The sequence below is a fragment of the Mycobacterium sp. NGS62 genome, assembly GCF_059812285.1.
The window spans coordinates 260408-286391 of the sequence record NZ_JCALCK010000005.1 but is presented as its reverse complement, the minus strand read 5'-3'; the positions used below and the strand labels follow the sequence as shown (position 1 = coordinate 286391).

The following is a 25984-nucleotide window of genomic DNA, read 5'->3' as shown; positions in this document are numbered from 1 at the left end:
GCGTCAAGGGGCGCGGCAACCGCGCCGGAACCCGAAAGCGTCAGCGGTGGCCGGAGGACGGCACCCGCAGGCCGTCGAACAGCGCCTTGACGACGGCGTCGGCTAGCTCGTCGGCGCCCAGGCCACGCGTCGGCTTGTACCACTCGACGAGCGAGTTGACCGTGCCGAAAATCAGTCGGCTGGTCAGCGCGGGGTCGACGTCGGGACGCACGCTGCCCTCCTCGGCGGCCTCCTGCACCAGCTGCTCGACGATCTGATCGAACTCGCGACGACGGGCCAACGCGCGGCGCTCCACGGTGGTGTTGCCGCGGATGCGCAGCAGCAGTGTCACGTACGGAAGCTGCTCTACCAGCACATGAATGCTGCGCCGGACCAGATTCTCGAGTCGATCGATCGCCGGCCCGGTGGTGGTGTCGGGTTCGCGGGTGGCCGCGAACAGCGCATCGAGTGCCCGGTTGACCGACAGCCGCAGCAGCTCGGCCTTGCCGGGCACATGGTGATAGATCGACGACTTGGTGATCCCGAGCCGGCTGGCCAGATGCTCCATGCTGGTGCCGTCGTAGCCGCGTTGGTTGAACACCGTCACGGCGACGGCCAGCAGCGAGTCCAGGTCGTAGCCCGGGCGTCCGACCTGGCCGACGGGTCGCGAACGTGGCGCAGCCATACCGCACATCATCGCACTGCGGAAGCCGGTCACGGCGCCGATCGACGACCCTGGCTTGATAACCGACCGAAAGGTCGGTTATTGTTGGCAGCTGTGACGGTCTTCGACACGCTTCGGGTGCACGCGACCGACGACCGCGTCGTCGTCGAACTGCATCGACCGCGACAGCGCAACGCCATCAACGCCGCGATGGTCGCCGAACTGCACCGCGTCTGCGCCGATCTGGAACGCGATCCGCGGCTGCTGATCATCACCGGGTCCGGGACCGATTTCGCCGCCGGCGCCGACATCGCCGAACTGCGGATGCGGCGCCGCGATGACGCGCTGGCCGGGATCAACCGCGCCGTGTTCGATCGGATCGCCGCGCTGGCGATGCCGACTATCGCCGCCGTCGAGGGCAACGCGTTGGGCGGCGGCGCCGAACTGACGTATGCCTGCGACCTCCGAATCGCCGGGGCGGGCGTCCGGTTCGGCAACCCGGAACCCGGGCTGGGCATCTTGGCCGCGGCCGGCGCCAGCTATCGGCTCGCCGACCTGGTCGGCATGTCGATCGCCAAGCAGGTCATCCTGGGCGGTCGGCTGCTCGATGCCCAGTCCGCCCTACGCCACGGCCTGGTGTGTGAGGTCGTCGAGGCGGGCTTGGCGCTGTCGGCCGCCCATGCGCTGGCCGACCGCATCGGGCGCTCCTCGGCGCTGGCGCTGCGCCTGTCGAAAGCCGTGCTCGACGCCGCGTCGCCGCATCCGCTGCTCGACGACTTCGCGCAGGCGCTGTTATTCGATAGTCCGGACAAGGCCGAGCGGATGACCCGGTTTCTGGAAAAGAGTCACGCATGAGTGGCGCGGTGGCAGTGATCGGCGGCGGACGGATGGGTGCCGGGATCGCGCAGGTATTCGCCGCCGCCGGGGCAACGGTCACGATCGTCGAAGCCAACGCCGACGCCGCCCAAGCCGCGCGAGAGCGGGTGGCCCGCGGCCTGGCCAAGGCGGCGGAAAAGGGTTTGGAGCAGCCCGATACGGCTTTGGACCGGCTGCGCACCGTCACCGCGCTCACGGACCTGCCATCCGACGCCGGGCTGGTGATCGAGGCGGTGCCCGAACGCGTCGAGGACAAGATCGCGGTGCTGAGCGCCGCCGAGAAGGCCGTCGGCCGTGATGCGGTGCTGGCCAGCAACACCAGTTCGCTGTCCATCGGAGATCTCGGTGTCGCGCTGGAGCACCCGCGCCGCTTCCTGGGCATGCACTTCTTCAACCCGGTACCGGCGTCCAGCCTCGTCGAAGTGGTGCGCGGGCCCGCCACCGACGACGCGACGATCGAGTCGGCCCGGCAGCGGGTGCAGGTGCTAAGCAAAACCGCTGTGGTGGTCAACGATTCACCGGGCTTTGCGACCAGTCGGCTGGGCGTGGCGCTCGGTCTGGAAGCCATCCGCATGCTCGACGAGGGGGTGGCCGACGCCGCGACGATCGACTGCGCCATGGAACTGGGCTACCGCCACGCAATGGGGCCGCTGCGCTCCACCGACCTGGTCGGCCTGGATGTGCGGCTGGCCATCGCCGAGCACCTACACGCCACCCTGGGCGAGCGGTTCCACCCGCCGCAACTATTGCGGGACAAAGTCGCCCGCGGCGAGCTCGGCCGCAAATCCGGCCAGGGCTTCTACTCGTGGCCGCACACCGAAGGAGGACAGCCCCGATGACCACCGTCACCTACACCGTCGACGACGGCGTCGCCAGCATCGTGTTGGACCGGCCCGCCGCGTCCAACGCTCTGAATGGCGCAATGAAAGAGGAACTGCTGGAGGCGCTGTCCAAGGTCGGCGCTGACGCCAGCGTCCGGGCCGTGGCCCTCACCGCGTCCGGGAAGAACTTCTGTGTCGGCCAAGACCTTGGCGAGCACGTCGAGGCGCTGCGGGCCGACCCCAGCCACGCCATGGACACCGTTGCGCAGCACTACAACCCGATCATGCTGGCGCTAAACGCCATCGAGGTTCCGGTCGTCGCCGGCATCGACGGAGCCTGCGTGGGCGCCGGTCTCGGCATCGCGCTCGGCGCCGACATCCGCATCGCCGGGCAGCGCAGCAAGTTCGGCACCGCGTTCTGCGGCATCGGATTGGCCGCCGACTCAGGGCTGAGCGCCACCCTCACCAGCTTGATCGGCGCAAGCCGGGCGACCGGGCTGTTTCTCCTCGGCGACACCATCGACGCCGACACCGCACACGCCTGGGGGCTGATCCACCGCGTGGTGCCCGACGCCGAGGTCGCCGCCGAAACCGCCGCGCTGGCAAGACAACTCGCGGCCGGGCCGACCGCCGCGTTCAAAGCCGTCAAACACCTGATCGCCGACAACGCCAGCGCCGATCTTGCCGACGTGCTCAGCCGCGAAGCCCGCGCCCAGGCGCTGCTGGGCGCCAGCACCGATCACCGCGCCGCCGTCGAAGCATTCCTCGACAAACGGCGTCCGACCTTCGCCGGACAGTGATGACCGACACCTTCGACGAGATCATCGCTGCGGGGCAGCGGGTGGAGCCGCGCGATCAGATGCCCGACGGCTACCGCCACACCCTGATCCGCCAGATCGCCCAGCACGCGCATTCGGAGATCATCGGCATGCAACCCGAGGGCAATTGGCTGACCCGGGCGCCGTCGCTGCGGCGTAAGGCGATCCTGTTGGCCAAGGTGCAAGACGAAGCCGGCCACGGCCTTTACCTGTACTCCGCCGCGGAAACCCTCGGCGCCGACCGCGGCGACCTAACCGCGAAACTCATTGCCGGTCAGCAGAAATACTCGTCGATCTTCAACTATCCGACGCTGAGCTACGCCGATATCGGCGTGATCGGCTGGCTGGTCGACGGCGCCGCGATCTGCAACCAGGTGCCGCTGTGCCGCAGCTCCTATGGACCGTATGCCCGCGCGATGATCCGGATCTGTAAGGAGGAGTCGTTTCACCAGCGGCAGGGCTACGAACTGCTGCTGACGATGATGCGCGGCACCGACGAGCAACGCGCGATGGTGCAGGACGCCGTCGACCGGTGGTGGTGGCCGGCGCTGATGATGTTCGGCCCGCCCGACGACCAATCACCCAACACCGCCCAGTCGATGGCCTGGGGCATCAAACGCCACACCAACGATGAACTGCGCCAGCGATTCGTCGACATGACTGTCCCGCAGGGCGAGGTCCTCGGCGTCGGCTTTCCCGACCCCGAGCTGGCGTGGAACGAACAGCGTGGCTGCTATGACTTCGGCACACCCGATTGGTCGGAGTTCCTGGCCGTTGTCCACGGCAACGGCCCGTGCAACCAGGAACGGATCGCCACCCGCAAAGCCGCCCACGAGCAGGGCCGCTGGGTCCGGCAGGCCGCCACCGCCTTCGCCGACAAGGGGAAACATAATGAGCGACAAGCAAGTTGACCCGGCCTGGCCGCTGTATGAGGTGTTCGTCCGCGGCAAGCGCGGCCTCAACCACGTCCACGTGGGATCGCTGCACGCCGCCGACGACGAGATGGCGCTGCGACACGCGCGCGACGTCTACACCCGACGCAACGAGGGCGTCAGCATCTGGGTGGTGCGCTCCGCGGCGATCACCGCGTCGAGTCCCAGCGAAAAAGACCCGTACTTCGCGCCCAGCGGCGACAAGGTCTACCGCCACCCCACCTTCTACGACATCCCCGACACCGTCGCGTACATGTGAGGCCAGGACCCGCCATGATTGACCACGACTCGGCCTACACCGGCCTCGTCGACATCGACGCCGCCGACCAGTGGGCATTCGGGACCAGCTTCGACGACCCGCTGGCCGGGGTGGACACCCGCCTGGCCGACGGCATCGACGGCGCGGCTCTGGCCAGCTACTGCCTGATGCTCGGCGACGACGCGCTGATCACCGCGCAGCGGCTGACCCAATGGCTCACTCGGGCACCGGAACTCGAAGAGGAGGTGGCGCTGGCCAACATCGGCCTGGACCTGCTCGGGCAGGCCCGGCTGCTGCTCGCCCGCGCTGCCGCCGCCGAGCCGGAGGTGGTGCCCGCCCTACCCGAGGGATCGCCCATTCCCGCCGAGGACGCGCTCGCGTTTTTCCGCGACGAACCGCAGTTCCGCAACGTGCGACTGACCGAACTCGACAACGGCGACTTCGCCGTCACCATCACCCGCCTGCTGGTGTTCGCCACCTACCGACTCGCCCTGCTGCAGCGGTTGTGCAGTTCGCGTGATCCGGTGCTGGCCGCGGTGGCGGCCAAGGGCGTCAAAGAAGTCACCTACCACCGCGACTACGCCGCTCGCTGGCTGATCACCCTGGCCTGCGGCACAACCGAATCCCGGCGCCGCATCGAGGCAGCGCTCGCCGCGGTCTGGCCCTACGTCGGCGAACTGTTCATCAGTCACCCGATCGAAACGCGCCTGGCCGCGGTCGGCGCCGGCGTCGACCCGGCCGACCTGCGCACCGAATTCGATGCGGTGATCCGGCAGGTATTTCACGCCGCCGAACTCCCGATCCCATCGCCGGCAACTGAGGGCGGTCGGAGCGGGCGCGACGGCTGGCACACCGAAGCGATGGGGCCGCTGCTCACCGACATGCAATCCGTTGCCCGGGCACATCCGTTGGGGCAATGGTGATCCCGCTTGACCGGGCGCGACGGGTGGCCGCTGAGGTCACCGATCCGGAGATGCCGATCCTGACGCTCGCCGACCTCGGGGTGCTGCGCGACGTGTCCAGCGACGAGCACGGCCGGGTAGTCGTCACCATCACGCCCACCTACTCCGGCTGCCCGGCCATGGCCACCATCCGCGCCGACCTGCAGCAGGCACTGGCCAGGGCCGGGTTCGACGACGCGCAGATCCGCACCGCGCTGAGTCCGGCCTGGAGCACCGATTGGATCAGCGACGACGGGCGCCGCAAGCTCGCCGCCTACGGCATCGCCCCACCCGGGCCCGCGCCCAGTCACAGCGGCCCGATCATGCTCACCCTGGCTCCGCGCCGCCGGGCGGTTCGTTGCCCGCGATGCGGATCGGTCGACACCGACATGACGTCGGAATTCGCTGCGACACCATGCAAGTCGCTGCATCGTTGTCGGTCTTGCGCCGAGCCGTTCGAGCGGGTGAAGGAGATCTGACATGACCACCCGCACCCAACCATTTCACCCGCTGTCGGTAGCCGCCGTGCAGCACCTTTGCCACGACGCCGTCGCTGTCACATTTGCCGTGCCCGACGAGTTGCGACCGGCCTTCGCGTTCCGGCCCGGCCAGTCCGTGACTTTGCGAAAGCGGTTGGGCAGCATCGAGGAACGACGCAGCTATTCGGTCTGCGCACCGGCGGGGGAGCCGCTACGGATCGGGGTCCGGGAAGTAGCAGGCGGGGCGTTTTCCCCGTGGTTGGTCCGTGACTTGCGTCCCGGCGACACGGTAGAGGTGCAGACACCGGCGGGCAGCTTCGCCGCCGAACCCGGCGGCGGCGCCCGGCACGTGCTGATCGCCGCGGGATCCGGTATCACTCCGATCCTCTCGATCGCCGCAAGCGTGCTGCACCAACCGGATTCGCACGTGACCTTGTTCTACGGGAATCGGCACGCCAACTCGGTGATGTTCGCCGAGGAACTCGCCGACCTCAAGGACAGCTATCGCGCACGATTCGAATTGATCCACGTGCTCTCCCGCGAACCCCGCGGCGTCGACCTGTTCAGCGGCCGGCTCGACGCCTCCCGCATCCGGGCGCTGCTGCAGACCCTGGTTCCGATCGATGCCGTCGACCACTTCTGGCTGTGCGGGCCGCACGGCATGGTCGTCGACGCCCAACAAGTGCTACGCGACCTCGGCGTCCCCGACGACCGGGTGCACCGGGAACTGTTCTTCGTCGAAGACGTTGCCCCGCCACCGGCCCACCACCTCGAGGCCACCGCCGACGGGCCCACCAGCGACGTCACCATCATCCTGGACGGGCGCTCCAGCACGCTGCGCTTGCCGCGGCGCAGCACGGTGCTCGACGCCGCGCAGCGGTCCCGCGACGACTTGCCGTTTGCGTGCAAGGGCGGGGTGTGCGGCACCTGCCGCGCCAAGGTCACCGCCGGCAGTGTTGATATGCGCCGCAACTACGCGCTCGAAACCGCTGAAGTGGACGCGGGTTTCGTGTTGACCTGCCAATCGCTTCCATGCAGCGACGCCGTCACCATCGACTTCGACGCCTGACCGAGGAGTCACATCATGACCGAGATCGTCGACCGCCCCGCGGCGTGTAGCACCCGATCGCCCGATGAGCTCGAGCCAATCGAGACCGCATCCCGCGACGAGATCTCCGCACTGCAGCTGCGGCGGCTGAAATGGTCACTGCAGCATGCCTATGACAACGTGCCGCACTACCGGGCAGCGTTCGACGCCCGCGGCGTACACCCCAGCGACCTCAAAGAGCTCGGCGACCTCGCGCTGTTTCCGTTCACCACCAAGGCCGATCTGCGGGCCAACTATCCGTTCGGCATGTTCGCGGTGCCACAGTCCCAGGTGGCGCGATTGCACGCGTCGTCCGGCACCACCGGGCAACCCACCGTCGTCGGCTACACCGCCGCCGACATCGACACCTGGGCCAACCTGGTCGCCCGCTCGCTGCGCGCCGGCGGCGTGCGCTCCACCGACAAGGTCCACATCGCCTACGGCTACGGGCTTTTCACCGGCGGGATCGGCGCCCACTACGGCGCCGAACGGCTCGGCTGCACCGTCATCCCGATGTCGGGCGGCATGACCGAACGCCAAGTCCAGTTGATCGCTGACTTCCAGCCCGACGCCATCATGGTCACCCCGTCCTACATGCTGACCATCGTCGACGCGATGGAGGCGGCGGGCATCGACCCGCGCACCACGTCGCTGCACATCGGGGTGTTCGGTGCCGAACCATGGACCGACGAGATGCGCGTCGAACTCGAACAGCGCGTCGGGATCGACGCCGTCGACATCTATGGTCTCTCCGAGGTGATGGGACCCGGCGTCGCCCAGGAATGCGTGGACACCAGAGACGGCCTGCACATCTGGGAAGACCACTTCTACCCGGAGATCATCGACCCGGTCACCCAAGAAGTGTTGGCCGACGGCAGCGACGGGGAACTCGTGTTCACGTCGCTGACCAAGGAGGCGTTTCCGGTCATCCGGTATCGCACCCGTGATCTGACCGCGCTGCTGCCCGGCACCGCCCGCTCGATGCGCCGGATGCGCAAGATCACCGGCCGCAGCGACGACATGATGATCCTGCGCGGCGTGAACGTATTCCCCAGCCAGATCGAGGAATTGATTCTCCAGCAGCCGGGTTTGGCGCCGCAGTTTCAGTGTGTGCTCGACCGTCCGGGCCGGCTCGAGCAGTTGACCGTGCGGGTGGAGCATCGCCGCGGTGTTGGGGTTGAACTCCGCCAGCTTGCCGCGGACGCGCTGGCGCAGCAGATCAAGAATCGCATCGGCGTCAGCGTGATCGTGAGTGTGGTAGCGGCCGGCTCGATCGAACGGTCAGCGGGCAAGGCGCACCGGATCGTCTCTCCGGCGAGTGGCCAGTTATGACACGCAAATTGCGAAATAGCGTGTCATAACTGGCCGTTCGACGGACCGAGTGACAGGAGGGCAGCCTCGTCGGCGGTCAGAATTCCCGCGTCGGCCAGTCGCGCCACAAAGCGTGGCAGCCGCGGGTTGCGCTGAGCAGCACGGGCCAGTAGGCGGCGCGCCTCGGCGCGTCGCCCCCACCGGGCATGCAACACCGCCGACCAAAACATCGCCTCGGGATTCGCGCCCAGCACGTCATCGGCAGCTGCGAGTACCCGTGCAGCCGCGGCCAGTTCGGCATCGTGCTCACCGAGAACGGCTCCTAGCGGATTGAACACCACCCGCGACACTTCGTCGTATGCAACGGCCAGATCAATGAGTCGAGCGAGTTCGCCGATCGGGTCGGGGTGGTCGTCCACCCGCACGTCACGCAGCACACCATCCCATGGGGTGTCGGTGTGTCGACCATCGACAACCAGCAGCGCCGCCGACTGCCTGCCCCGGATATCGCCGCCGGCCTCGTCGCCACTGCGCAGACCCGCTACCAGACGATGCGCGAGATCTCCCTCCGCCTGCTCGAAGCCGCGCAGCATCGCGCCGAGCACCTCGTCATTGTCGAGCATGTTGCCCAGCGCGGCGGCATGATCGGAAGTCGCCGCGCCAGCCGACGCGACACACCGCTGTCCGCTGTGGATTGCCAAGCCGCCGCCAGAATCCAGATAGCCGACTTGCCGCAGTTCCCGATCAGGGTCGGCGTCGAGCAGCAGCGACAGTGCCTCGGACGCAGATCGGTCATCCCGCATCAACGCCAACCCCTGAGGCCCGTAGGAACGTTGCGGAAACGCCTGCGTCGCCACCACTCCCACGCCCGCTTCCGCCCACGTCACCACCGCACCGACACCGAGATAGTGCGACTGTGATGCGACGCCCAGCGCTCCGGTGGCCGGGTCGCGAGCCAGCAGCGAGAAGGTCATTCAGAAGTCGGTTTCCTCGACCAGCTGTGCGTAATGATTGCGGTATTCGGTGGTCTGCGTAATCGGCATCAGCGCGGCCAGCTTCGCCACATTGCCGGTCAACTTGACCCGGCCTTGCATGAACGCGGCGTTCGGCGCCAGTTCGCCGCGCAGCATCGCGACGGAATCGGCATACGACGCCGACATGGTGCCGTCCGCAGCCGGGTCGTCACCGAGCTGCTGGTCGACGATGCGGCCATCCTGCACATCGGCGAAATAGCGGATGTCGTCACCGTCGGGCGCCTGGGTGAGCCGGTATTGCACCCGCGCCGACGCGCCGGGCCGGCGGCCGAAGGCTTGCTGCAGCTCGCGCTGCCGGTCCAGCCATTCCTGCGATGCGTACTTCATACCGTCTCCTTGGGTTGAGTTGTGCTGGCCTGTCGATCGATCACGGCCAGCAGGCGTTCGGCCGTGATCGGAATGGTGTCGACGACGGCGCTACTGTTGCCATCCAACGCGTCGCGGATCGCGTTGGCCAGCACCGCCGGCAGCGGGATGGCGCCACTCTCGCCGGTGCCCTTGGCGCCGTTGAGCGAGAACGGCGTTGGGGTTTCCAGGTGCACCAGCTCCACGGCGGGCATGTTGGCCGGCAACGGCGGAAAGTAGTCCCACAGCGACTCGACCACCGGCTGGCCGTCCGCGGTATACGGCAGCTGTTCGTAGAGCGCAGCGCCCAGCCCCTGCGCCGCCCCGCCGATGATCTGCCCGGCGACGTTGGCCGGATTCAGCTGCACACCGCAGTCATGCCCGAACACCAGCCGCTGCACCGACACCGTCCCGGTGTCGCGATCGATCTCCACCACCGCGGCGACCGCGCCATACGAGAAGGCGAACGCCTGCGGATCGTAGGTATACGACGACTCCAGCCCGGGTTCGGAGTCGGGTGGAAGATCCCGGGCCTGGTAGGCCGCTTCGGCGACCGCGGAAACCGTTAGCGTGCGTCCGGATTCGTCAGCAAAACCGCAATCGACATCACGCACCGCCTCGGCCTCCAGCAGGTGGGCCGCGATGTTGCGCATCCGATCCCGCAGCCGGCGCGACGCCATCATCACCGCCGACCCGGCCACCCCGGCGCCGCGGCTGCCGCCGCTGCCGTAGCCGGTGTACGGACAGGACAAGGTGTCGCCGCAGATCACCGACACCGACTCCAGCGGCACCCCGAGCTCGTCGGCGGCGACCTGCGCCAGCACCGTCTCGAGTCCCTGGCCCATCGGCATCTGACCGGTCAACACCGTGACCAAGCCCGACGCGTCCATCCGAACGACCGCGCGGTCATGGCCGGGACTGTTGATTCCCATCATCGCCGCGGTCAACGACGGCCCAAAATTCGTGGCTTCCAGATAGCATGCGACACCGACACCGACCAGCCGGCCGGCGGCGCGGGCCTCGGCAGCCTCCCGTCGCGTCCGGCCCCAGTCGATCTGGGTCGCAACGAGATCCAGCATCTCGCTGTAGCGTCCGCTGTCCAAACACATCATCGCCGCCGTCCAATACGGCAATTCGTCGGGCCGCAGCAGGTTGCGGTGCCGAATCTCGATCGGATCGATACCGAGCCGCCGCGCACCCTCGTCCATCGCACGCTCGATCGCGAACGTGGCCTCGGGCATCCCGAATCCGCGGTAAGCGCCAATCGGCGTCTTGTTCGTCACCACCGCCACCAGCTCGCTGAGCGCATCGGGAATCCGGTACGGGCCGAGCACCGTGGCGGCGGTGACCATCCCGGTCCCACAGCCCACCATGTACGGCGTCGCACCGCAGTCGAGAAACACGGTGGCCCGTAACCCCGATATCGCCCCGTCGGCGGTGAATCCCACTTCCAGGTCGACGACCGTGCCGCGACCGTGAACCGTGGCGACAAACGCCTCCGACCGGCTCTCGATCCAGCGGACCGGCCGGCGCACCACGCGGGCCGCGAAGGCCACCAACGTCTCCTCGATGTAGGCGCACGCCTTGTTGCCGAACGCGCCGCCCATATCCGGGCACAGCACCCGCACGCGGCTCTCCGGAACTCGCAGCGTCGCACTCAGCGAGCCGCGCACCTGATGCGGTGATTGCGTCGACGTCCAGACCGTGACCGACTCGCCGGTGATATCCCAGACGGCGCGCACCCCGCGGGCCTCCAACGACAACCCCGCCACCCGGCTACTGGTATAGCGGCCACTGACCACCACCGCCGCATCGCCGAGCGCCGCGGCGGCGTCGCCCGCCTCGAAACGATTGCGGCCGAACACGTTATCCGGCCACCCGTCGTAGAGCAGCGGCAGGCTGTCCGGGCACGCGTCGACGACGGCGGGCAGCTTCTGATAGCTGACGTCGACGAGCTCGGCGGCGTCCTCCGCTAGATACGCGTCGTCGGCGATGACGGCGGCGATCGGCTCACCGACGTAGCGGACCTTGTCGGTGGCTAGGCACCAGGTGGGCGCCTCGGCTTGGATCTGGGCATTCCACATCATCCCCATCGGCTCGGTGCAGTCGCGAATGTCCGCGCCGACCAGCACCGCGTGCACGCCGGGTGCGGCGCGGGCCTCCCGCGGATCCACCGTGATGCGGGCGTGCGGTTCGCGGGAGCGCACGATCACCACATGCAGCTCGCCGGCGGCGTATTCGTCAGCCAGATAGCGCCCGCCGCCGGCCGCCAGCCGCGCCAGGTGCAGCCCCGGTGGGCCCGCACCGACCTGACGTGCCCCGGCAGTCATCGGCTCTGCTCGACAATCTTGGCGGCGACAAGTTCCTCGGCGGCCGCGACGATCGGCGCGTAACCGGTACAGCGGCACAACGACGCGGCCAACCGATCCCGCAACTCGGCCGGGGTGGGCCGCGCGCCCGCGTCGACCTCGGCGAGCAGCTCTTCGATCAGCACCACGAATCCGGGTGTGCAGAAGCCGCACTGCAGCGCGCGGTGCCGGATCAGGCAGTCCTGCACCGGGGAAGGCTCAGCCGGCCGGCTGAGGCCTTCGATCGTGACGACATCCGATCCGTCGGCTTGCACGGCCAGTGTCAAACATGCTCGCACCGAACGGGAATCGAGTAGCACGTTGCAGCTGCCGCACAATCCTTGGCCGCAGCCGATGTGGGTGCCGGTCAGGCCGAGCCGCTCACGCAGGAAGTCGGCCAGCGACATCCGGGCGGGTACGTCTGCGCGGGTCGGGCGGCCGTTGACCCGTAGTTCGATGGTCACGGCAGGTCCTTCCGTAGCCGACGCAGCAGGCGGGCGACCATGCGCACCGCCAGCCGACGGCGATGCTCTCCGGATCCCTGCGCATCGCCGGTGAAGGTGAGACCCGCCGCAAACGCGTCGGTGAGCACCGGTACTTGTCCAGCACCCCCGACCACGATGCGCACATCGGTGACGTCACCGTCGACCACGTTCCCGGTGACCGCGGCACTGATCAGCGGTGTGTCGCCGGCGCCGCGTAGCGTGACTTCGTCGAAATACCCGATGGATTCGTTTGACGGCCGATGGAACGTGACACTGTGTACGAACTCGCCGGGCCGCAGGGCGGTCTGACACGGTGCCCGGAAAAAGTCGTCGGCTGCAATAGACCGGAACCCGTTCGACGAGACGGCGGTGATCTTTCCGCCGAGCGCGAGCAGGCAGACCCCGAGTTCGGCGGCCGGGTTGGCGTGCGCGATGCTGCCGCAAACGGTGCCGCGATTGCGCGTGGTCACCTTACCCACCCGCGGAAGCGCTTGCGCGAGAACGTGAAAGCCGGCGAGGGCGGGGGAGAACTCGGTGGCGCGCTGGGTGACGGCGGCGCCGACGCGCAATCCATCGGCGGCGGCGCGCAGGTCGTGCAGTTCGGCGATCCGGGTGATGTCGACCAGGCGGCGCGGCCGCTCCAGCCTGCGGACCAATAGTGGCATCAGGCTCTGTCCACCGGCGAGAACCCGTGTGCCGCTGGGATCGTCACTCAGCACAGTGCAGGCCTCGGTGACCGAGTCAGCTGCCAGGTAGTCGAACGGTGCCGGATGCATCGCAAACCTCAGCCGGTCGGCACGCTGCCGATGTGCTGCAGCCGTTCGTCGATCAGCTGCGCCACCAGCGTCGGATCTTCGATGTGGGCCAGGTGCCCGCGCCCGGCCAGCACCCGGCACTCAGCCCCCAGTGCCGCCGCGAGCTCGGCGCCCAGCGCCGGCGGGCACGTTTGATCGTGCTCACCGGTCAGCACCAGCGCTGGCGCTGCGACTCGTGGTGCGGCAGAAGAAATGTCGGCGGAGAATGCCGCACGGATGATCTGCTCGATCGTGTTGCTGTCGTTGCGCGCCGCCCGACGTACCGAGTCGGCAAGCAGCGCGTCGTCGGTATCGGGCGCAAAGCTCGCCACCGCAAATTTCTGGAAGAACTGTGTCGGCCCGAGCCGGTGCAACTCGTCGACCACAGCGGCGGTGTCCACTCCGCTGGCCCGCAGCGCGCTACCGATCACCGTGATCGACTGGACCCGCGCCGGCTGGCTAGCGGCCAGCACGATACTTGCGCTACCACCGAAGGAGGCGCCCACCAGATGGGCCCGTGAAATGCCGAGATTGTCCATGACCGCCGCGATATCGGCGGCGTAGTCCGCGGCACCATAGCTTTCACCGCGATCGGACAAGCCGTGTCCCCGTAGGTCGACGGCAACCGAGCTGCGGTCGGCGAGCTGCTCCATCACCGGCAGCCACTGTTCGGCGGCGCCGTTGATGTGATGGACGAACACGACCGGGGCGTCTGGCCCGTCGCAGATTCGTCGCACTCCCCGGATCACACCGGCCGGTCCCGACACCGCGTATCGCTCCATGGGCGCTACTCCGCCTCGTTGGGCGCATGGGCGGAGAAGTGCGCGTGCACCAGCTCCCACGTGCCCTCGCGGCGCCGCCAGATCTCGGTGCTGCGCATGCCGGCGTTATAGCTACCCAGATCGCCGAAGTCGGCCTGGTAGTGGTTGAGGTAGGTCACCCATGCGACATCACCGACCACGTCGATGCGCTCGTCGCGAAGCTCGGCGCTGATCGCCTCGCCGCTCATGGCCGACGACAACAGGTCCCACAGCTGAGCGATCTGATCCTGCCCGACGTAGACCGCGCCGTTGAGGTTGTACCAGACCAGTTCGTCTGGTATCGCGGTCACTCGTCGCCGCAAATAGCTCGAGTCGAGCGGGCCGTTGGCATCGACGAATTCGCGGTGCAGGCGCATGATCTCGCGCGTGTCGGCGTCGAGCAGGGTGTCGGTCATGGCGTGTTCCGTTCTTCGGTCAGGGTTGGGCGGCCAGCAGGGGACGGCACTCGGCTATCGAGGCGATCAGTTCGGGCAACTGGTCGAGCGGCGCGAACGGCACGATCGCGATCTCGTCGATCCCGGTCTCGGCGTAGGCCGCCAACGAATCACCAATGGCCTCCGGCGGGCCCACCATCGCCACCGCGTCGATGACATCGGGAGTAAGCACCTTGGCGGCCTCGCCCCTGGCGATTGCGTCTACCAGCGCGCCGTCCGGTATCGCCCCGGCGGCAAGGTATTCGGTGGTCGCTGGGTCGAACGCCGACAACAACTCCGCCACCTGGAGACGGGCCGCCTGTAAGTCGTCGGTGATGAACGCGGTGACCACAGCCGAAATCCGGAAGCTGTCGCGCTGGCGACCGGCCTCGGCGAGCGTTGCCTCCACCCGCTGCACGGTGTCGGCCAGGTACGTGCGCGACGCGCCGGCGCTGAGGCAGACCCCGTCGGCGTAGCGGGCGGCGGTTTCCACCATCTTCGGTCGCACGGCCATGATGTCCAGCGCGGGCGGCGCGGACAACGGATTCAACTTGTATTGCTCGAACCGGAAACCGGGGTAGTCGGCGGTCACCTCGTCGCCGGCCAGCGCGGCCGTGAGGGCACGGTGCAGCGCGATCGTCGACCCGATCGGCTTGTCGACCGACCGGCCGAGTTTGGCGATCATGTCCGGCACCCCGGTCCCGATCGCCGCCCGGACCCGCCCCGGTGCGATTTCGGCCAGCGAGGCCAGTTCCATCGCGGCCACGCCGGGGTGACGCCCGGCCGCGCTGATGCCCATCAGCACCACTTCGAGCCGCTCGGTCTCCCGCAGATACACGGTCGCGGGCACCACCGCGTCGTGCGCGCAGATGTGCTCGGCGTACCACAGGCCGTCGAACCCACACTCGTCGGCGGCGCGGACGGCCGGCAGGTCGGCAAGGATCGAGCCGAATCCGCTAAACGACAGGCTGACTCGCACCGTCCGACCCCATCTCTGTTTGCCAGATTCGCCGGCGAAAGCCAGCGGTCCGGCCAACGTAACTCCATCTGTGACACGATGTCAACGTTTATGTTGTACATAGCGTCCGAGACGTGCGAGACTGAGCAATGTGACGACGCGACAAAGCGATCTGCAGGCGCGGCGGCGCGAGCATCGGCGCAATGCCCGACGGCGGCTGCTGGACGCTGCCCATCGCCTGCTGGAGAACCAGCCCTGGGCCGAGATCTCGCTTGACGACATCACTTCCGCGGCCGAGGTCGCCCGGACCGCGTTCTACCGTCATTTCGAGGATCGTCAGCATCTGCTGATGGCGATGCTCGACGACGTCGGTCTGGAGCTGGGTCATGTCGCCGACGAGTGGATGGCCGACAGCGACGATCCGGCCGCCGAGCTTCGGCACAGCCTGGCCGACCTGACCGCGATTTTCGTCGAACATGGTCGGCTCATCCAGGCGATCTCGGATACCGCGCGCTACGACCCGGAGATCAGCGAGCTGTATGCCGCGCTGGCCGAGGGGCTGGTCACGGCCACCGCGCGCCGCATACAGGCCGACATCGCCGGCGGCCGCAGCCAGATCCAGCAGCCACGCGAGGTGGCGCGGGCGCTGACGTGGATGAACGAGCGCTACCTGTTGGCGTCGTTCGGGCAGCGGCCGTTCGCCGATCCGGCCGCCGCCACTGAGGCGCTGACGACCATCTGGATCAACACGCTCTACCGGCCATCGGCGGAGGCGCCGTGAGCCCACGGCTGCTGGTGCACGGCGGCTGTGTCTTTGATCCGGTCTCCGGTACGGCGGCCCCGGCCGATGTGGTCATCGACGGCGAGCATGTCGTCGAGGTGGGGCCGGGCCTGGACGGCGACACTACTCTGGACGCCACCGGGCACCTGGTGGTGCCGGGCTTCATCGACTGCCACGTTCATGTCACGCTCGACGACGTCGACGTGCTGCGGCTGATCCAAACTCCGTTCTCGCTCAGGTTCTTTCACGCGGTCCGCAACTTGCGGCTGACATTGCATGCCGGGGTGACCACGATCCGCGACGCGGCCGGGGCGGACCTCGGCGTCAAACAAGCGGTGGCCACCGGCGTGATCGACGGCCCCGACATGCAGGTCGCGATCGGAATGCTCAGCCAGACCGGCGGTCACGCCGACGAATGGATGCCCTCGGGGGAGTGCGTGCACGCCCTGTGGCCGCCCTATCCCGGCAGCCCGTCGACGATCGTCGATGGCGCCGACGAGATGCGCCGCAAGGTCCGCGAATTGATCCGGGCCGGCGCCGATGTCATCAAAGTGGCCACCACCGGCGGGGTGATCAGTGCGCGCAGCGATCCACGCCGCGCGCACCTGGCCGTCGACGAACTGGCGGTGATGATGGCCGAGGCCCGAGCCGCGAGGGTTCATGTGATGGCGCACGCGCAGGGCACCGACGGCATCAAGAATGCGGTGCGCTGCGGTGTCCGCTCCATTGAGCACGGGGTGTATCTCGACGAGGAAGCCGTTGCGATGATGGTGGAGCGCGGAACCTGGTTGGTGCCAACACTATCGGCGCCGCGTGCGCTGCTGCGGATGGTGCAGACCGGAGCCGGCGTCACCGAAGCCACCCGGGCCAAGGTGGCCGATGTGGTCGAGGCACACGATGCGTCGTTGCGGCTTGCCCACGCGGCCGGGGTGCGCATTGCGATGGGAACCGACGCCGGGATCGCACGCCATGGCGACAATCTCGCCGAGCTTGAATTGATGCAGGATCAGGGCCTCTCGGCGGTGGAGGCGCTGCGTGCGGCGACGACGTCGGCCGCCGAATTACTGGACGCCGGTGATGATATCGGTGAGCTGGCGCCCGGTAAGCGGGCAGACCTGGTGCTCTTGGACGGCACCGACATCGGCGTGCATGGCCTGTCCGAGCGGGTACGGGCGGTAATCCACCGCGGCGCTATCTGTCGCAAAGTGCCCGCGGAGACGCGGTCGTGTCGCAGTCCGGATGGACAGGATGCGTCGTTAGTCGGCGTGGATTAGGCAGTATGTAGCGGCTCTCGCGCTTGCCAGGTGCATAGACAGCTTCAACGCCTAGCATCTGTGGACATGAGTGTGGACGATGTGTTGCGGTGGGACGGCGAATTGACAGTCACCCGGCACGACCCGGATACCGGGGCGTCGTTTGTCATCCGGGTGGACTCCACGCGGTTAGGTCAGGCCGCCGGCGGCACCCGCGCTGCGCAGTATCCGTCGCTGGCCGGCGCTCTCGAGGATGCCGGGAAGCTCGCCGGGGCAATGACGTTGAAGATGGCGGTGAGCGACCTTCCGATGGGCGGCGGCAAATCCGTGATCGCACTTCCGGCGCCGCGCAAAGACATCGCCCCGGAGACCTGGCAGCGGATCCTGCAGCTGCATGCCGAGAACATCGACCGGCTCAACGGCACCTACTGGACGGGGCCCGACGTCAACACCGACTCCGCTGACATGGACATCCTGAACGAGACAACCGAATTCGTCTTCGGCCGCTCGGCAGATCGCGGCGGCGCCGGGTCCAGCGCCGTCAACACCGCGCTCGGGGTGTTTGAAGCCATGACGGCCACCGCCAGTCATGCCGGCCTCGGAGCCCTCGGCGGACTCACCATTCTGATCCAGGGACTCGGGGCAGTCGGCGGACACCTGGCCACGCTGGCCGCGGAAGCCGGTGCCCGGCTGTTGGTCTCCGACACCGAATCCCAGCGGCTGGCCTGGGCGCGTCAACTCGGTTGCGCGGTCATCACGCCCGAAGCGGTGTCGACGACGCCGTGCGATATCTTCGCGCCCTGTGCGATGGGCGGCGTCATCGACAGCGCAACCGCTGCGCGGTTGACCACCTCGGCGATCGTCGGTGCGGCGAATAACATCCTCGCCGATGAACGGGCCGGCGCCATCCTGCGTGAGCGCGGCATTCTGTATGCGCCCGACTTCGTCGCCAATGCCGGCGGCGCTTTCCATCTCGTCGGGCGCGAAGTGCTCGGGTGGGACGACGACACTGTTGCCCAGCACACCAGTCGAATCGGCGACACCCTGATCGAGGTCTACGCGATCAGCGAGGCCGAGGACATCACCACCGATGCCGCGGCCCAGATCCTGGCCCGCCGCCGGGCTGCACGTTCACAGCCAGTCGGACGGTAGGCCGGTCCACTCCTCGAACACCAGCCAGGTGCGGGTAGACCGGATACCGGCCATGCCGTGCAACCGTTCCAGCACGACGGTACGTAGCGTCGCATTATCCGGGGCGCGGACCACGACGAGGACGTCGAAGTCGCCGCCGACCAAGGTGAACCGTTCGACGAACTGCAACGTCTTCAGTTGCTCCGACAGGCCACGCCAGGCGTCCTGCTGAATGGACAATGCGATCAGCGCCGATGTCGCAAAGCCCGTTCGTTCCAGGTTGATTCGTGCGGTGAACCCCTCGATGATCCCGCGCTGCTCGAGCCGCTCGATCCGCGAGTACACGTGGGTGCGAGAGATGTGGGCACGTTTGGCCAACTCCAGCATCGACACCCGACCGTCCTTGACCAATTCCCGGATCAGCCGCCGGTCGACCTCGTCCAGTTCCATGTGTTCGCCGCCTCGTCCGCTTCGGTGGGTTATGTGAACAGTATGCGCACGCAGACCGCTTATACAACCCAATACATCTGCAAAACACGGCCTGATAGTGCATCGATGGCCATAGATACCGATCATTGAAAGCCAAGTAGACAACGTGGAGGCAGCGGTGACGGTGGTCGAGCAGATCGGCGCGACGTACACGAATTTTCTTCCCGCCGACACGCCCGTCCAGTACCTCGACCCGACCGGACAGCTGACCGACAGCCCCGCGAGATACCCCCGACCGTCCGGTCAACGCCTAATCGACATGTACCGAAACATGGTTCTCGGACGACGTTTTGACGAACAAGCCACCGCGCTGACCAAGCAGGGCCGACTGGCGGTCTATCCGTCCGCACGCGGGCAGGAAGCCTGCCAAATCGCCGCGGCGATGTCGCTGCGGACCGAGGATTGGCTGTTCCCGACGTACCGCGATTCGATGGCATTGGTCACGCGCGGGGTAGATCCGCTCGAGATCCTCAGCATGTTGGCCGGTGACTGGCACTGCGGCTACGACCCGGCACACCACCGCAGTGCCCCGCAGTGCACCCCGTTGGCCACCCAACTCCTGCACGCGGCCGGGCTTGCGCATGCCCAGACCCGCAAGGGCGCCGACGCGGTGGTACTGGCGCTGTGCGGCGACGGGGCGACCAGCGAAGGCGACTTCCACGAAGCGCTGAACTTCGCCGCGGTATTCGACGCACCGGTGATCTTCCTGGTGCAAAACAACGGGTTTGCGATCAGCGTGCCCTTGGCCCGGCAGACCGCGGCGCCGTCGCTGGCGCACAAGGGAGTCGGATACGGCATCGGCAGTGAGCAGGTCGACGGCAACGATCCGGTGGCCATGCTGGCCGTGATGGACGAAGCCCGCAACTACGTACTGCGGGGCAATGGGCCCGTCATCGTCGAAGCGCACACCTACCGGGTCGAGGGGCATACCAACGCCGATGACCCCACTCGGTACCGCACCAACGACGAAGTGGCGCACTGGCGCACCAAGGACCCGATCGCCCGGCTGGAAAACTACCTGCGCGCCGAGGGAATGATCGATGACGCGCATGTCAGCACGATCGCAGCCGAGGCCGAAGATCGCGCCGCGGCGCTACGAGCCGGGATGAACGCCGAACGGCGACCCGACGCCGACGACCTGTTCCGGTACGTCTTCGCCGAACCGAACAGTCAACTGCGCGAACAACAACGCCAGTTGCAGGCGGAATTGGCCGTCGAGGCGCGGGAGGCCTGACGGACATGACCATGATGACGATGGCGCAGGCCCTCAACACCGCCTTGCGTGACGCGCTCGACGAGGACGAGTCGGTCTTGGTATTCGGCGAGGACGTCGGCGAGCTCGGCGGAGTGTTTCGGGTCACCGACGGTCTGGCCAAGACGTTTGGCCGAGACCGGTGCTTCGACACCCCGTTGGCCGAATCGGGCATCGTCGGGTTTGCCATCGGCATGGCGATGGCCGGTTTTCGACCGGTAGTGGAGATGCAGTTCGACGCGTTTGCCTATCCGGCGTTCGAGCAGATCGTGTCCCATGTCGCCAAGCTCAGAAACCGCACCAGAGGAAAACTGTCGGCTCCGATGGTGATCCGCATCCCTTTCGCCGGCGGTATCGGCGGGGTCGAGCACCACTGTGACTCCAGCGAGGCGTACTACGCGCACACCCCCGGGCTCAAAGTCGTTGCGCCGGCGTCGGTGGCGGATGCTTACAGTCTGTTGCGGCAGGCCATCGACGATCCCGACCCGGTGGTGTTCCTCGAGCCCAAACGGCTGTACTTTTCCCGCGCCGAGGTCGAGCTGCAGCGCGGTGACCCGATCGGACGAGCGCGAATCCTCCGGCCGGGACGCGACGCCACACTGATCGCGTACGGGCCGGCGGTCGATCGGGCGCTGCAGGCCGCAGAAGCGGCCGCCGACGACGGCCGCGACATCGAAGTAGTCGACTTGCGATCGATCGTTCCGTTCGACGACGAGACCGTCGCGGCATCGGTACGCAAGACCGGGCGATGCATCGTGGTGCACGAGTCCCAAGGATTCGCCGGCGTGGGAGCCGAGATTGTGGCCCGCGTGCAGGAACGCTGCTTCCATCACCTGGAGGCACCGGTGCTGCGTATCTGCGGATTCGACATCCCCTACCCACCACCGAAACTCGAGCGATTCCACCTGCCCGGATGCGATCGGATTCTCGATGCGCTCGACCGGCTGCAGTGGGATGACCGCATCGAGATCGTCGCCTGAAGGAAAGGGAGTGAACCCATGCTCACTGCAATCGGATCGTTAGCGTTGATGCTCGTGCTGGTGCTGTTGCCACTACTCATCCCAACGCTCGTCACCATCGGACACGCCTTCGGCTCCGTGCGGTTCCGCGAACCTCAAGTCCGCCCCGCGGCAGAGCTGGCGCCCGAGTGAGCGACCAGACGTTCCTGCTTCCCGACCTCGGTGAGGGTCTGGCGGACGCCGTCATCGCGGAGTGGCGAGTACAGGTAGGCGACACCGTGACCGTCGACCAGGTGATCGTCGAGGTCGAAACCGCCAAGGCTGCCGTCGAGGTCCCGGTCCCGTTCGCGGGCACAGTGATTGAACTGCACGGCGAGGTCGGTTCGACTCTGGCCGTGGGCACGCCGTTGATCACGGTGCGCGCGGAGGAGCGGGCTGGCTCGGGCAATGTACTGATCGGCTACGGGACCCAGGAACCCGATCGACCTCGTCGACGCCGCACGCCGGTGGGCTCAACGAAGGTGATCTCACCAGTGGTCCGTAAATTGGCTCGCGACAACGGTGTTGACGTCACAAGCTTGTCGGGCACCGGCTTCGGCGGCGTCATCACCCGAGCAGACGTCGAAAGCTCGCTGTCCCAGCCCGAAACCAGCAGCCGAGACGCAGATCGCACCCCAATCACCGGAGTGCGCAAAACAATTGCGGACAAACTCTCGACCAGTCGCCGCGAAATTCCCGATGCCACCACGTGGGTCGACGTCGACGCCACCGGGCTGCTGGACGCCAGACGGTGCATTCAGGACGCGGTAGCGCGCAAAGTCAGCCTGCTGGCGCTGCTGGCCCGGTTCGCGGTCGCGGCGCTGCGGCAGTTTCCTGAGCTGAACTCGTCGGTCGACACCGCGGCCTCGGAAGTTGTTCGCTACCGGCACGTCAACCTCGGAATCGCGGCGCAAACTCCGCGTGGACTGATGGTGCCCGTTATCGAAAGCGCCGATCAGCTTGACCTGCTGAGGCTCTCGGATGCGCTGACGGAAACAACGGCGTTGGCCCGCGACGGCAAACTGCCGCCCGCCCGGCTGACCGGGGGGACCTTCACCCTGAACAATTATGGCGTCTTCGGCGTCGACGGGTCCACCCCGATCATCAACCATCCGGAAGCAGCAATCTTGGGTGTCGGGCGCATCATCGACCGGCCGTGGGTGGTCGAAGGTGCAGTGACCGTTCGCAAGGTGGCGCAAGTGTCGCTGAGTTTCGATCACCGGGTGTGTGACGGCGGCACCGCCGGCGGGTTCCTGCGGCTGTTTGCCGATTTCATCGAGAACCCGATCGCGGGGCTGGCCCGGTTGTGATGGCTGATTCCGATGTGCTGATCCTCGGGGGCGGCTCGGCCGGCTACGCCTGCGCGTTGCGGGCCAGCCAACTGGGGCTTTCCGTGACGCTGATCGAGGCCGCCCAGGTTGGTGGTACCTGTTTGCACCGCGGCTGCATTCCCACCAAAGCCCTGCTGCATGCCGCTGAAATCGCCGACGTGACCCGTGCGGCCGAAAGTTTCGGTGTGCACGCAACTTTGGCCGGCATCGACATGGCGGCGGTGCACGCCTACAAACAATCGGTGGTCGACCGGTTACACACCGGACTGATCGGGTTGATCGATCGCCGCGGTATCACCGTCGTGCGTGGTATCGGCCGCTACGTCGGAAACCACACCGTCGTCGTCGACGGCATTTCCTACACCGGCGGCGCGGTGGTACTTGCCACCGGCTCGGCTCCCCGAGGCATCGCGAACATCCCGATCGGTGATCGGATCATCGACAGCGATCAGGCCCTGCAGTTATCCGAGATCCCACGGACTGCGATCGTGCTCGGCGGCGGTGTAATTGGCGTCGAGTTCGCCAGCATGTGGGCGTCGTTCGGCACCGCAGTGACCGTCCTCGAAACCATGCCGAGGCTGCTGCCGGGGGAGGATGAGTGGACCTCGAAGTCGCTCGGACGGGCCCTGCACCGGCGGGGTATCACCGCCAAGACCAGCGCCGCCGTCACCGGGGCAAAGCAGAACCGTGCCGGGGTGGCAGTGGAATTGGCCGATGGCGAGGTCATCGAGGCCGAAGTGCTGTTGGTCGCTGTCGGCCGTGAGCCCAGATCGGCCGAGTTCGCCGAGGCCGGCATCGAATTGGATCGCGGATGTGTGACGGTCGATCACCGGCTGACGACCAACCATGCCGACGTCTACGCGGTCGGCGACCTGGTGGCCGGTTTCCAGTTGGCCCACCGCGGATTCGCCCACGGCATTTACGTGGCCGAGCAGATCGCCGGCCAAAACCCGGTGCTGACACCGGATCATCTGCTTCCGCGGGTGACCTACTCACACCCGCAGGTCGCGTCGGTGGGGCTCACCGAGGCCGCGACGCGCGAGCAATACGGTGACGTCACCACGCTTGTCTATGATCTCGGCGGCAACGGCAAAAGCCAGATTCTGCGAACGTCGGGCGGAGTCAAGGTAATTCGATGCGGCGGCGGACCCGTGGTCGGGGTGCACATGGTGGGTGACCGGGTCGGCGAGCTGATCGGAGAGGCGCAGCTGATGGTCGGTTGGGAAGCATTGCCGACAGACGTCGCACCGCTTGTGCACGCGCACCCCACGCAGAACGAGGCGCTGGGCGAGGCGATGCTGGCATTGGCCGGCTCGCCGCTGCATGCCTAGCGCGTGCGGCTCATTCGGCGAACAGCGCCATCGACGCGGTGAAGGTGTGCAACGCATTGCGACCCGCGATCGGGCCGATCTCCCCGCCGGCGAAGAACCCGGCCAGCGGAATCCCGCCCAGGAGGTCGGCGATCGTCGACGCGTCGTGATCGGGGACCCCGAACATTCGCCGCCCGCGTCCGGTGCAGGTGAACAGCAATCCGCCCACTGGACGCCCGGGCAGCTGCGCCAGAGCCCGCTCGACGCTCTGGTGCAGGTCTGTGGTGGCGCCGACGGCGTCGCGGACTTGGAACTGCACCGTTGCGCCGACCTCGACCAGCTCGCCGACCTCGATCGCGCCGCTGGCGGGGTCCGCGCCGAGCAGACCGCGGATCAGGAAGTCGCCCTGACCGGGTGCGGCCAGGTGCTCGTCGCCGACGATCCCGATCTGCAGGCCGGTACTGACCAGTTCTTGCTCGTCGCGCGGCATTCCCTCGACGATTTCGCGCAGCCGCTGCATCGGCGTTTGGCCACCCAGCTCGGTGATCACGTCGTCTTGGGCGGCGGTGACAATGTAGGGCTGCCCGATCGGCCGGCAGCCCTGCGACACGACCGGGACCGCCTGCGCCCCGGGTAGCCGCACGCCGACGAGCCCGGAGCTCAACACGTCGTGGTCGCGGAACAGCCGGGTCTCGCCGGGTCCGCGCCCGCCGCTGACCACGCCGCCCACGACGGACGTTCCGGGCAGGTCGGCGTTGAGATGCTCGATGAGCAGATCCGCCGGGAACGTGTAGGGGTCGGGCAGCAGCAGATGCAAATCCGTTGCGGCCCGGGCGAATTGGTAGCCGGCGAGCAGCGCACCCGAGCCGGTGCGCACGAAGTCCAGCTGGAACGTCTCGGCGGGCAGGCCGGACGCCAGCCACACCGCCACCGCGGGCTGGTCCTCCATCTCGCGGCGGCCGGCCACCACCGTCTGGGCGACACACCCGATCAGCGCGGGCGGCGCCAGCGCCTGCTGCACCGCGGCCAGGACATCAGCTGCCTTGTCGGTATGGGATTGCGACGCGAGCAGCACGGCCACCGACGGCGCCTCACCAGCCAGCTCGGCGCGCGCCTGCGCCGCGGCTCGCACCGCGGCCTGCCGCGCGTCGGGCACGCTGGACACCCCGACTCCGATTCGCACCCTCCCATGATGCGCCTCCCGCGGCCAAGCAGTGGTCATGGTCGGTTCGGGGACGACAATGATGAGAGTGTTCTCAGCACAACGGGAGTTCATCGCCTACGGCCCGTCGTATTGGGCCGTCATCGCTGTGTTCGTGATCGGCTCGGGGCTTCTTGTCTGGGTTGGACGCTCGCAGACGGAAGCGCAATCCCGGCGCCTGGGTCGCATCCTTGGGGCGGTGACTGCCGCGATATATGCCACGGTGCTGGTCTATTCACTGGCGCCGCCGACTATCAGCGCGTCGGTACCACTTCGTCTTACCGATCTCGCGACCATCACGGCGGCCTACGCGTTGTGGTCACAGCGACAATGGGCCTTCGCGCTTACCTACTACTGGGGTCTCACGTTGAGCACCCAGGCGTTGATCTCACCGGTTCTGAAGAGTCCGGATTTTCCCAACTACGAGTTCCTCGGCTTTTGGTCGATTCACCTGCTTGTCGTCTGGGCGGCAATCTATCTGACGTGGGGCCGGCGGAGACGGCCCACGTGGCGCAGCTACCGCTTTGTAGTGGTCGTCACGGTTGTTTGGGCAGCAGCTACCTTCACGTTCAACAGCATCGCGAGGACGGATTACGGCTTCTTGAACGGAAAGCCGCACACCGCATCCCTTTTAGACGTATTGGGTCCGTGGCCGGTGTATCTGCTCACTGCGGCGCTGCTCATAGTCGTCGTGTGGGCTCTGATGACCTGGCCATGGGAACGAACAGAACGCTAGGCGGCCCGTCGGCCGACATGACAAAGGACGATCCCGCCCGGCTGCTGCGCCCGATGGTTGCGGCACCTGTCGGATGCAGGCGCTTAGATGTATTCATGTTCGCCCCCGTTGTGAAACACTTGGTATCTCGCCTGGCG

At 67.3% G+C, this 25984-nt stretch carries 29 protein-coding genes; 18 read left to right on the top strand and 11 right to left on the bottom strand.

From position 1 onward, the window contains the following. Positions 1-40: 40 nt before the first annotated feature. Positions 41-664: a TetR/AcrR family transcriptional regulator gene (locus AC5Y49_RS15805; RefSeq protein ID WP_499888556.1), complete on the bottom strand. Its 624-nt coding sequence runs from the start codon at positions 662-664 to the stop codon at positions 41-43. A 93-nt stretch (positions 665-757) separates the two neighbouring features. Between AC5Y49_RS15805 and AC5Y49_RS15800 the strand changes: the two genes are divergently transcribed. The 9 genes from AC5Y49_RS15800 to paaK are packed head-to-tail and all read left to right on the top strand — an operon-like array spanning position 758 to position 8188. Further along, positions 758-1498, top strand: coding sequence for an enoyl-CoA hydratase/isomerase family protein (locus AC5Y49_RS15800; protein WP_499888554.1), 741 nt, complete (start codon positions 758-760; stop codon positions 1496-1498). Continuing rightward, entirely contained in the window at positions 1495-2358 is an 864-nt protein-coding gene (locus AC5Y49_RS15795) for a 3-hydroxyacyl-CoA dehydrogenase family protein (protein ID WP_499888552.1), read from the top strand. The genes AC5Y49_RS15800 and AC5Y49_RS15795 overlap by 4 nt, the downstream gene beginning before the upstream one ends. After that, positions 2355-3140 carry an enoyl-CoA hydratase/isomerase family protein gene (locus AC5Y49_RS15790; RefSeq protein ID WP_499888550.1) on the top strand — a complete coding sequence of 262 codons (786 nt, stop codon included), beginning with the start codon at positions 2355-2357 and terminating at the stop codon, positions 3138-3140. Before AC5Y49_RS15795 ends, AC5Y49_RS15790 begins: the two co-directional genes overlap by 4 nt. Continuing rightward, on the top strand, positions 3140-4069 hold the full coding sequence (gene paaA, locus AC5Y49_RS15785; RefSeq protein WP_499888548.1) for a 1,2-phenylacetyl-CoA epoxidase subunit PaaA: 930 nt from the start codon (positions 3140-3142) through the stop codon (positions 4067-4069). Before AC5Y49_RS15790 ends, paaA begins: the two co-directional genes overlap by 1 nt. Then, positions 4050-4349 (top strand): 1,2-phenylacetyl-CoA epoxidase subunit PaaB, encoded by a 300-nt coding sequence (paaB, locus tag AC5Y49_RS15780; protein ID WP_499888545.1) that lies wholly within the window; start codon positions 4050-4052, stop codon positions 4347-4349. The genes paaA and paaB overlap by 20 nt, the downstream gene beginning before the upstream one ends. Before the next feature lie 14 nt (positions 4350-4363). Continuing rightward, on the top strand, positions 4364-5272 hold the full coding sequence (paaC, locus tag AC5Y49_RS15775; RefSeq protein WP_499888543.1) for a 1,2-phenylacetyl-CoA epoxidase subunit PaaC: 909 nt from the start codon (positions 4364-4366) through the stop codon (positions 5270-5272). Next, the gene (gene paaD / locus AC5Y49_RS15770; RefSeq protein ID WP_499888541.1) at positions 5266-5769 is read left to right on the top strand and encodes a 1,2-phenylacetyl-CoA epoxidase subunit PaaD; all 504 of its coding nucleotides are present in this window, start codon (positions 5266-5268) and stop codon (positions 5767-5769) included. Before paaC ends, paaD begins: the two co-directional genes overlap by 7 nt. 1 nt (position 5770) lies before the next feature. Beyond that, positions 5771-6838, top strand: coding sequence for a 1,2-phenylacetyl-CoA epoxidase subunit PaaE (gene paaE / locus AC5Y49_RS15765; protein ID WP_499888538.1), 1068 nt, complete (start codon positions 5771-5773; stop codon positions 6836-6838). Between the two features lie 15 nt (positions 6839-6853). Further along, a complete protein-coding gene (paaK, locus tag AC5Y49_RS15760) occupies positions 6854-8188 on the top strand; it encodes a phenylacetate--CoA ligase PaaK (RefSeq protein ID WP_499888536.1) in 1335 nt (444 codons plus the stop codon). A 23-nt stretch (positions 8189-8211) separates the two neighbouring features. Here paaK and AC5Y49_RS15755 read toward each other — a convergent pair whose 3' ends face one another. Genes AC5Y49_RS15755 through AC5Y49_RS15720 form a run of 8 tightly spaced genes read right to left on the bottom strand, consistent with a single transcriptional unit; the run spans position 8212 to position 15443 of the window. Continuing rightward, positions 8212-9141 (bottom strand): DUF1028 domain-containing protein, encoded by a 930-nt coding sequence (locus AC5Y49_RS15755; RefSeq protein ID WP_499888534.1) that lies wholly within the window; start codon positions 9139-9141, stop codon positions 8212-8214. Beyond that, a complete protein-coding gene (locus AC5Y49_RS15750; protein WP_499888532.1) occupies positions 9142-9528 on the bottom strand; it encodes an SCP2 sterol-binding domain-containing protein in 387 nt (128 codons plus the stop codon). Further along, positions 9525-11876: a xanthine dehydrogenase family protein molybdopterin-binding subunit gene (locus AC5Y49_RS15745; RefSeq protein WP_499888530.1), complete on the bottom strand. Its 2352-nt coding sequence runs from the start codon at positions 11874-11876 to the stop codon at positions 9525-9527. Before AC5Y49_RS15745 ends, AC5Y49_RS15750 begins: the two co-directional genes overlap by 4 nt. Continuing rightward, a complete protein-coding gene (locus AC5Y49_RS15740; RefSeq protein WP_499888528.1) occupies positions 11873-12358 on the bottom strand; it encodes a (2Fe-2S)-binding protein in 486 nt (161 codons plus the stop codon). Before AC5Y49_RS15740 ends, AC5Y49_RS15745 begins: the two co-directional genes overlap by 4 nt. Beyond that, on the bottom strand, positions 12355-13155 hold the full coding sequence (locus AC5Y49_RS15735) for an FAD binding domain-containing protein (RefSeq protein ID WP_499888527.1): 801 nt from the start codon (positions 13153-13155) through the stop codon (positions 12355-12357). Before AC5Y49_RS15735 ends, AC5Y49_RS15740 begins: the two co-directional genes overlap by 4 nt. A gap of 8 nt (positions 13156-13163) precedes the next feature. Beyond that, positions 13164-13955 (bottom strand): alpha/beta fold hydrolase, encoded by a 792-nt coding sequence (locus AC5Y49_RS15730; RefSeq protein WP_499888526.1) that lies wholly within the window; start codon positions 13953-13955, stop codon positions 13164-13166. Positions 13956-13960: 5 nt separating this feature from the next. Further along, complete coding sequence (locus AC5Y49_RS15725; RefSeq protein WP_499888524.1) at positions 13961-14389, bottom strand: YybH family protein; 429 nt, start codon at positions 14387-14389, stop codon at positions 13961-13963. A 19-nt stretch (positions 14390-14408) separates the two neighbouring features. Then, positions 14409-15443, bottom strand: a complete 1035-nt coding sequence (locus AC5Y49_RS15720; protein ID WP_499888522.1) for an LLM class flavin-dependent oxidoreductase — start codon at positions 15441-15443, stop codon at positions 14409-14411. 73 nt (positions 15444-15516) lie between these two features. Here AC5Y49_RS15720 and AC5Y49_RS15715 point away from each other — a divergent pair, with 73 nt between their 5' ends. The 3 genes from AC5Y49_RS15715 to AC5Y49_RS15705 all read left to right on the top strand — a co-directional run bounded on the left by AC5Y49_RS15715 (position 15517) and on the right by AC5Y49_RS15705 (position 18551). After that, complete coding sequence (locus tag AC5Y49_RS15715; RefSeq protein WP_499888520.1) at positions 15517-16146, top strand: TetR/AcrR family transcriptional regulator; 630 nt, start codon at positions 15517-15519, stop codon at positions 16144-16146. Further along, positions 16143-17420, top strand: coding sequence for a metal-dependent hydrolase family protein (locus AC5Y49_RS15710; RefSeq protein WP_499888518.1), 1278 nt, complete (start codon positions 16143-16145; stop codon positions 17418-17420). Before AC5Y49_RS15715 ends, AC5Y49_RS15710 begins: the two co-directional genes overlap by 4 nt. A 66-nt stretch (positions 17421-17486) precedes the next feature. Further along, on the top strand, positions 17487-18551 hold the full coding sequence (locus tag AC5Y49_RS15705) for a Glu/Leu/Phe/Val dehydrogenase family protein (protein ID WP_499888516.1): 1065 nt from the start codon (positions 17487-17489) through the stop codon (positions 18549-18551). On the opposite strand, the gene AC5Y49_RS15700 is transcribed toward AC5Y49_RS15705, so the two are convergent. Next, entirely contained in the window at positions 18531-18980 is a 450-nt protein-coding gene (locus AC5Y49_RS15700; protein WP_499888514.1) for an Lrp/AsnC family transcriptional regulator, read from the bottom strand. The two genes, AC5Y49_RS15705 and AC5Y49_RS15700, sit on opposite strands and share 21 nt — an antisense overlap. A 157-nt stretch (positions 18981-19137) precedes the next feature. On the opposite strand from AC5Y49_RS15700, the gene pdhA reads away from it, so the two are divergent. Genes pdhA through lpdA form a run of 5 tightly spaced genes read left to right on the top strand, consistent with a single transcriptional unit; the run spans position 19138 to position 23931 of the window. Beyond that, on the top strand, positions 19138-20253 hold the full coding sequence (gene pdhA, locus AC5Y49_RS15695) for a pyruvate dehydrogenase (acetyl-transferring) E1 component subunit alpha (RefSeq protein WP_499888838.1): 1116 nt from the start codon (positions 19138-19140) through the stop codon (positions 20251-20253). Positions 20254-20258: 5 nt separating this feature from the next. Further along, complete coding sequence (locus AC5Y49_RS15690) at positions 20259-21251, top strand: alpha-ketoacid dehydrogenase subunit beta (protein WP_499888512.1); 993 nt, start codon at positions 20259-20261, stop codon at positions 21249-21251. A gap of 18 nt (positions 21252-21269) precedes the next feature. After that, the gene (locus AC5Y49_RS15685) at positions 21270-21422 is read left to right on the top strand and encodes a hypothetical protein (RefSeq protein WP_499888509.1); all 153 of its coding nucleotides are present in this window, start codon (positions 21270-21272) and stop codon (positions 21420-21422) included. After that, entirely contained in the window at positions 21419-22579 is a 1161-nt protein-coding gene (locus AC5Y49_RS15680) for a dihydrolipoamide acetyltransferase family protein (RefSeq protein ID WP_499888505.1), read from the top strand. The genes AC5Y49_RS15685 and AC5Y49_RS15680 overlap by 4 nt, the downstream gene beginning before the upstream one ends. Next, positions 22579-23931 (top strand): dihydrolipoyl dehydrogenase, encoded by a 1353-nt coding sequence (gene lpdA / locus AC5Y49_RS15675; protein WP_499888503.1) that lies wholly within the window; start codon positions 22579-22581, stop codon positions 23929-23931. The genes AC5Y49_RS15680 and lpdA overlap by 1 nt, the downstream gene beginning before the upstream one ends. Before the next feature lie 10 nt (positions 23932-23941). Here lpdA and AC5Y49_RS15670 read toward each other — a convergent pair whose 3' ends face one another. Beyond that, a complete protein-coding gene (locus AC5Y49_RS15670) occupies positions 23942-25093 on the bottom strand; it encodes an FIST signal transduction protein (protein ID WP_499888500.1) in 1152 nt (383 codons plus the stop codon). Positions 25094-25151: 58 nt separating this feature from the next. Between AC5Y49_RS15670 and AC5Y49_RS15665 the strand changes: the two genes are divergently transcribed. Continuing rightward, a complete protein-coding gene (locus AC5Y49_RS15665) occupies positions 25152-25847 on the top strand; it encodes a YwaF family protein (protein ID WP_499888835.1) in 696 nt (231 codons plus the stop codon). Positions 25848-25984: the final 137 nt, after the last annotated feature.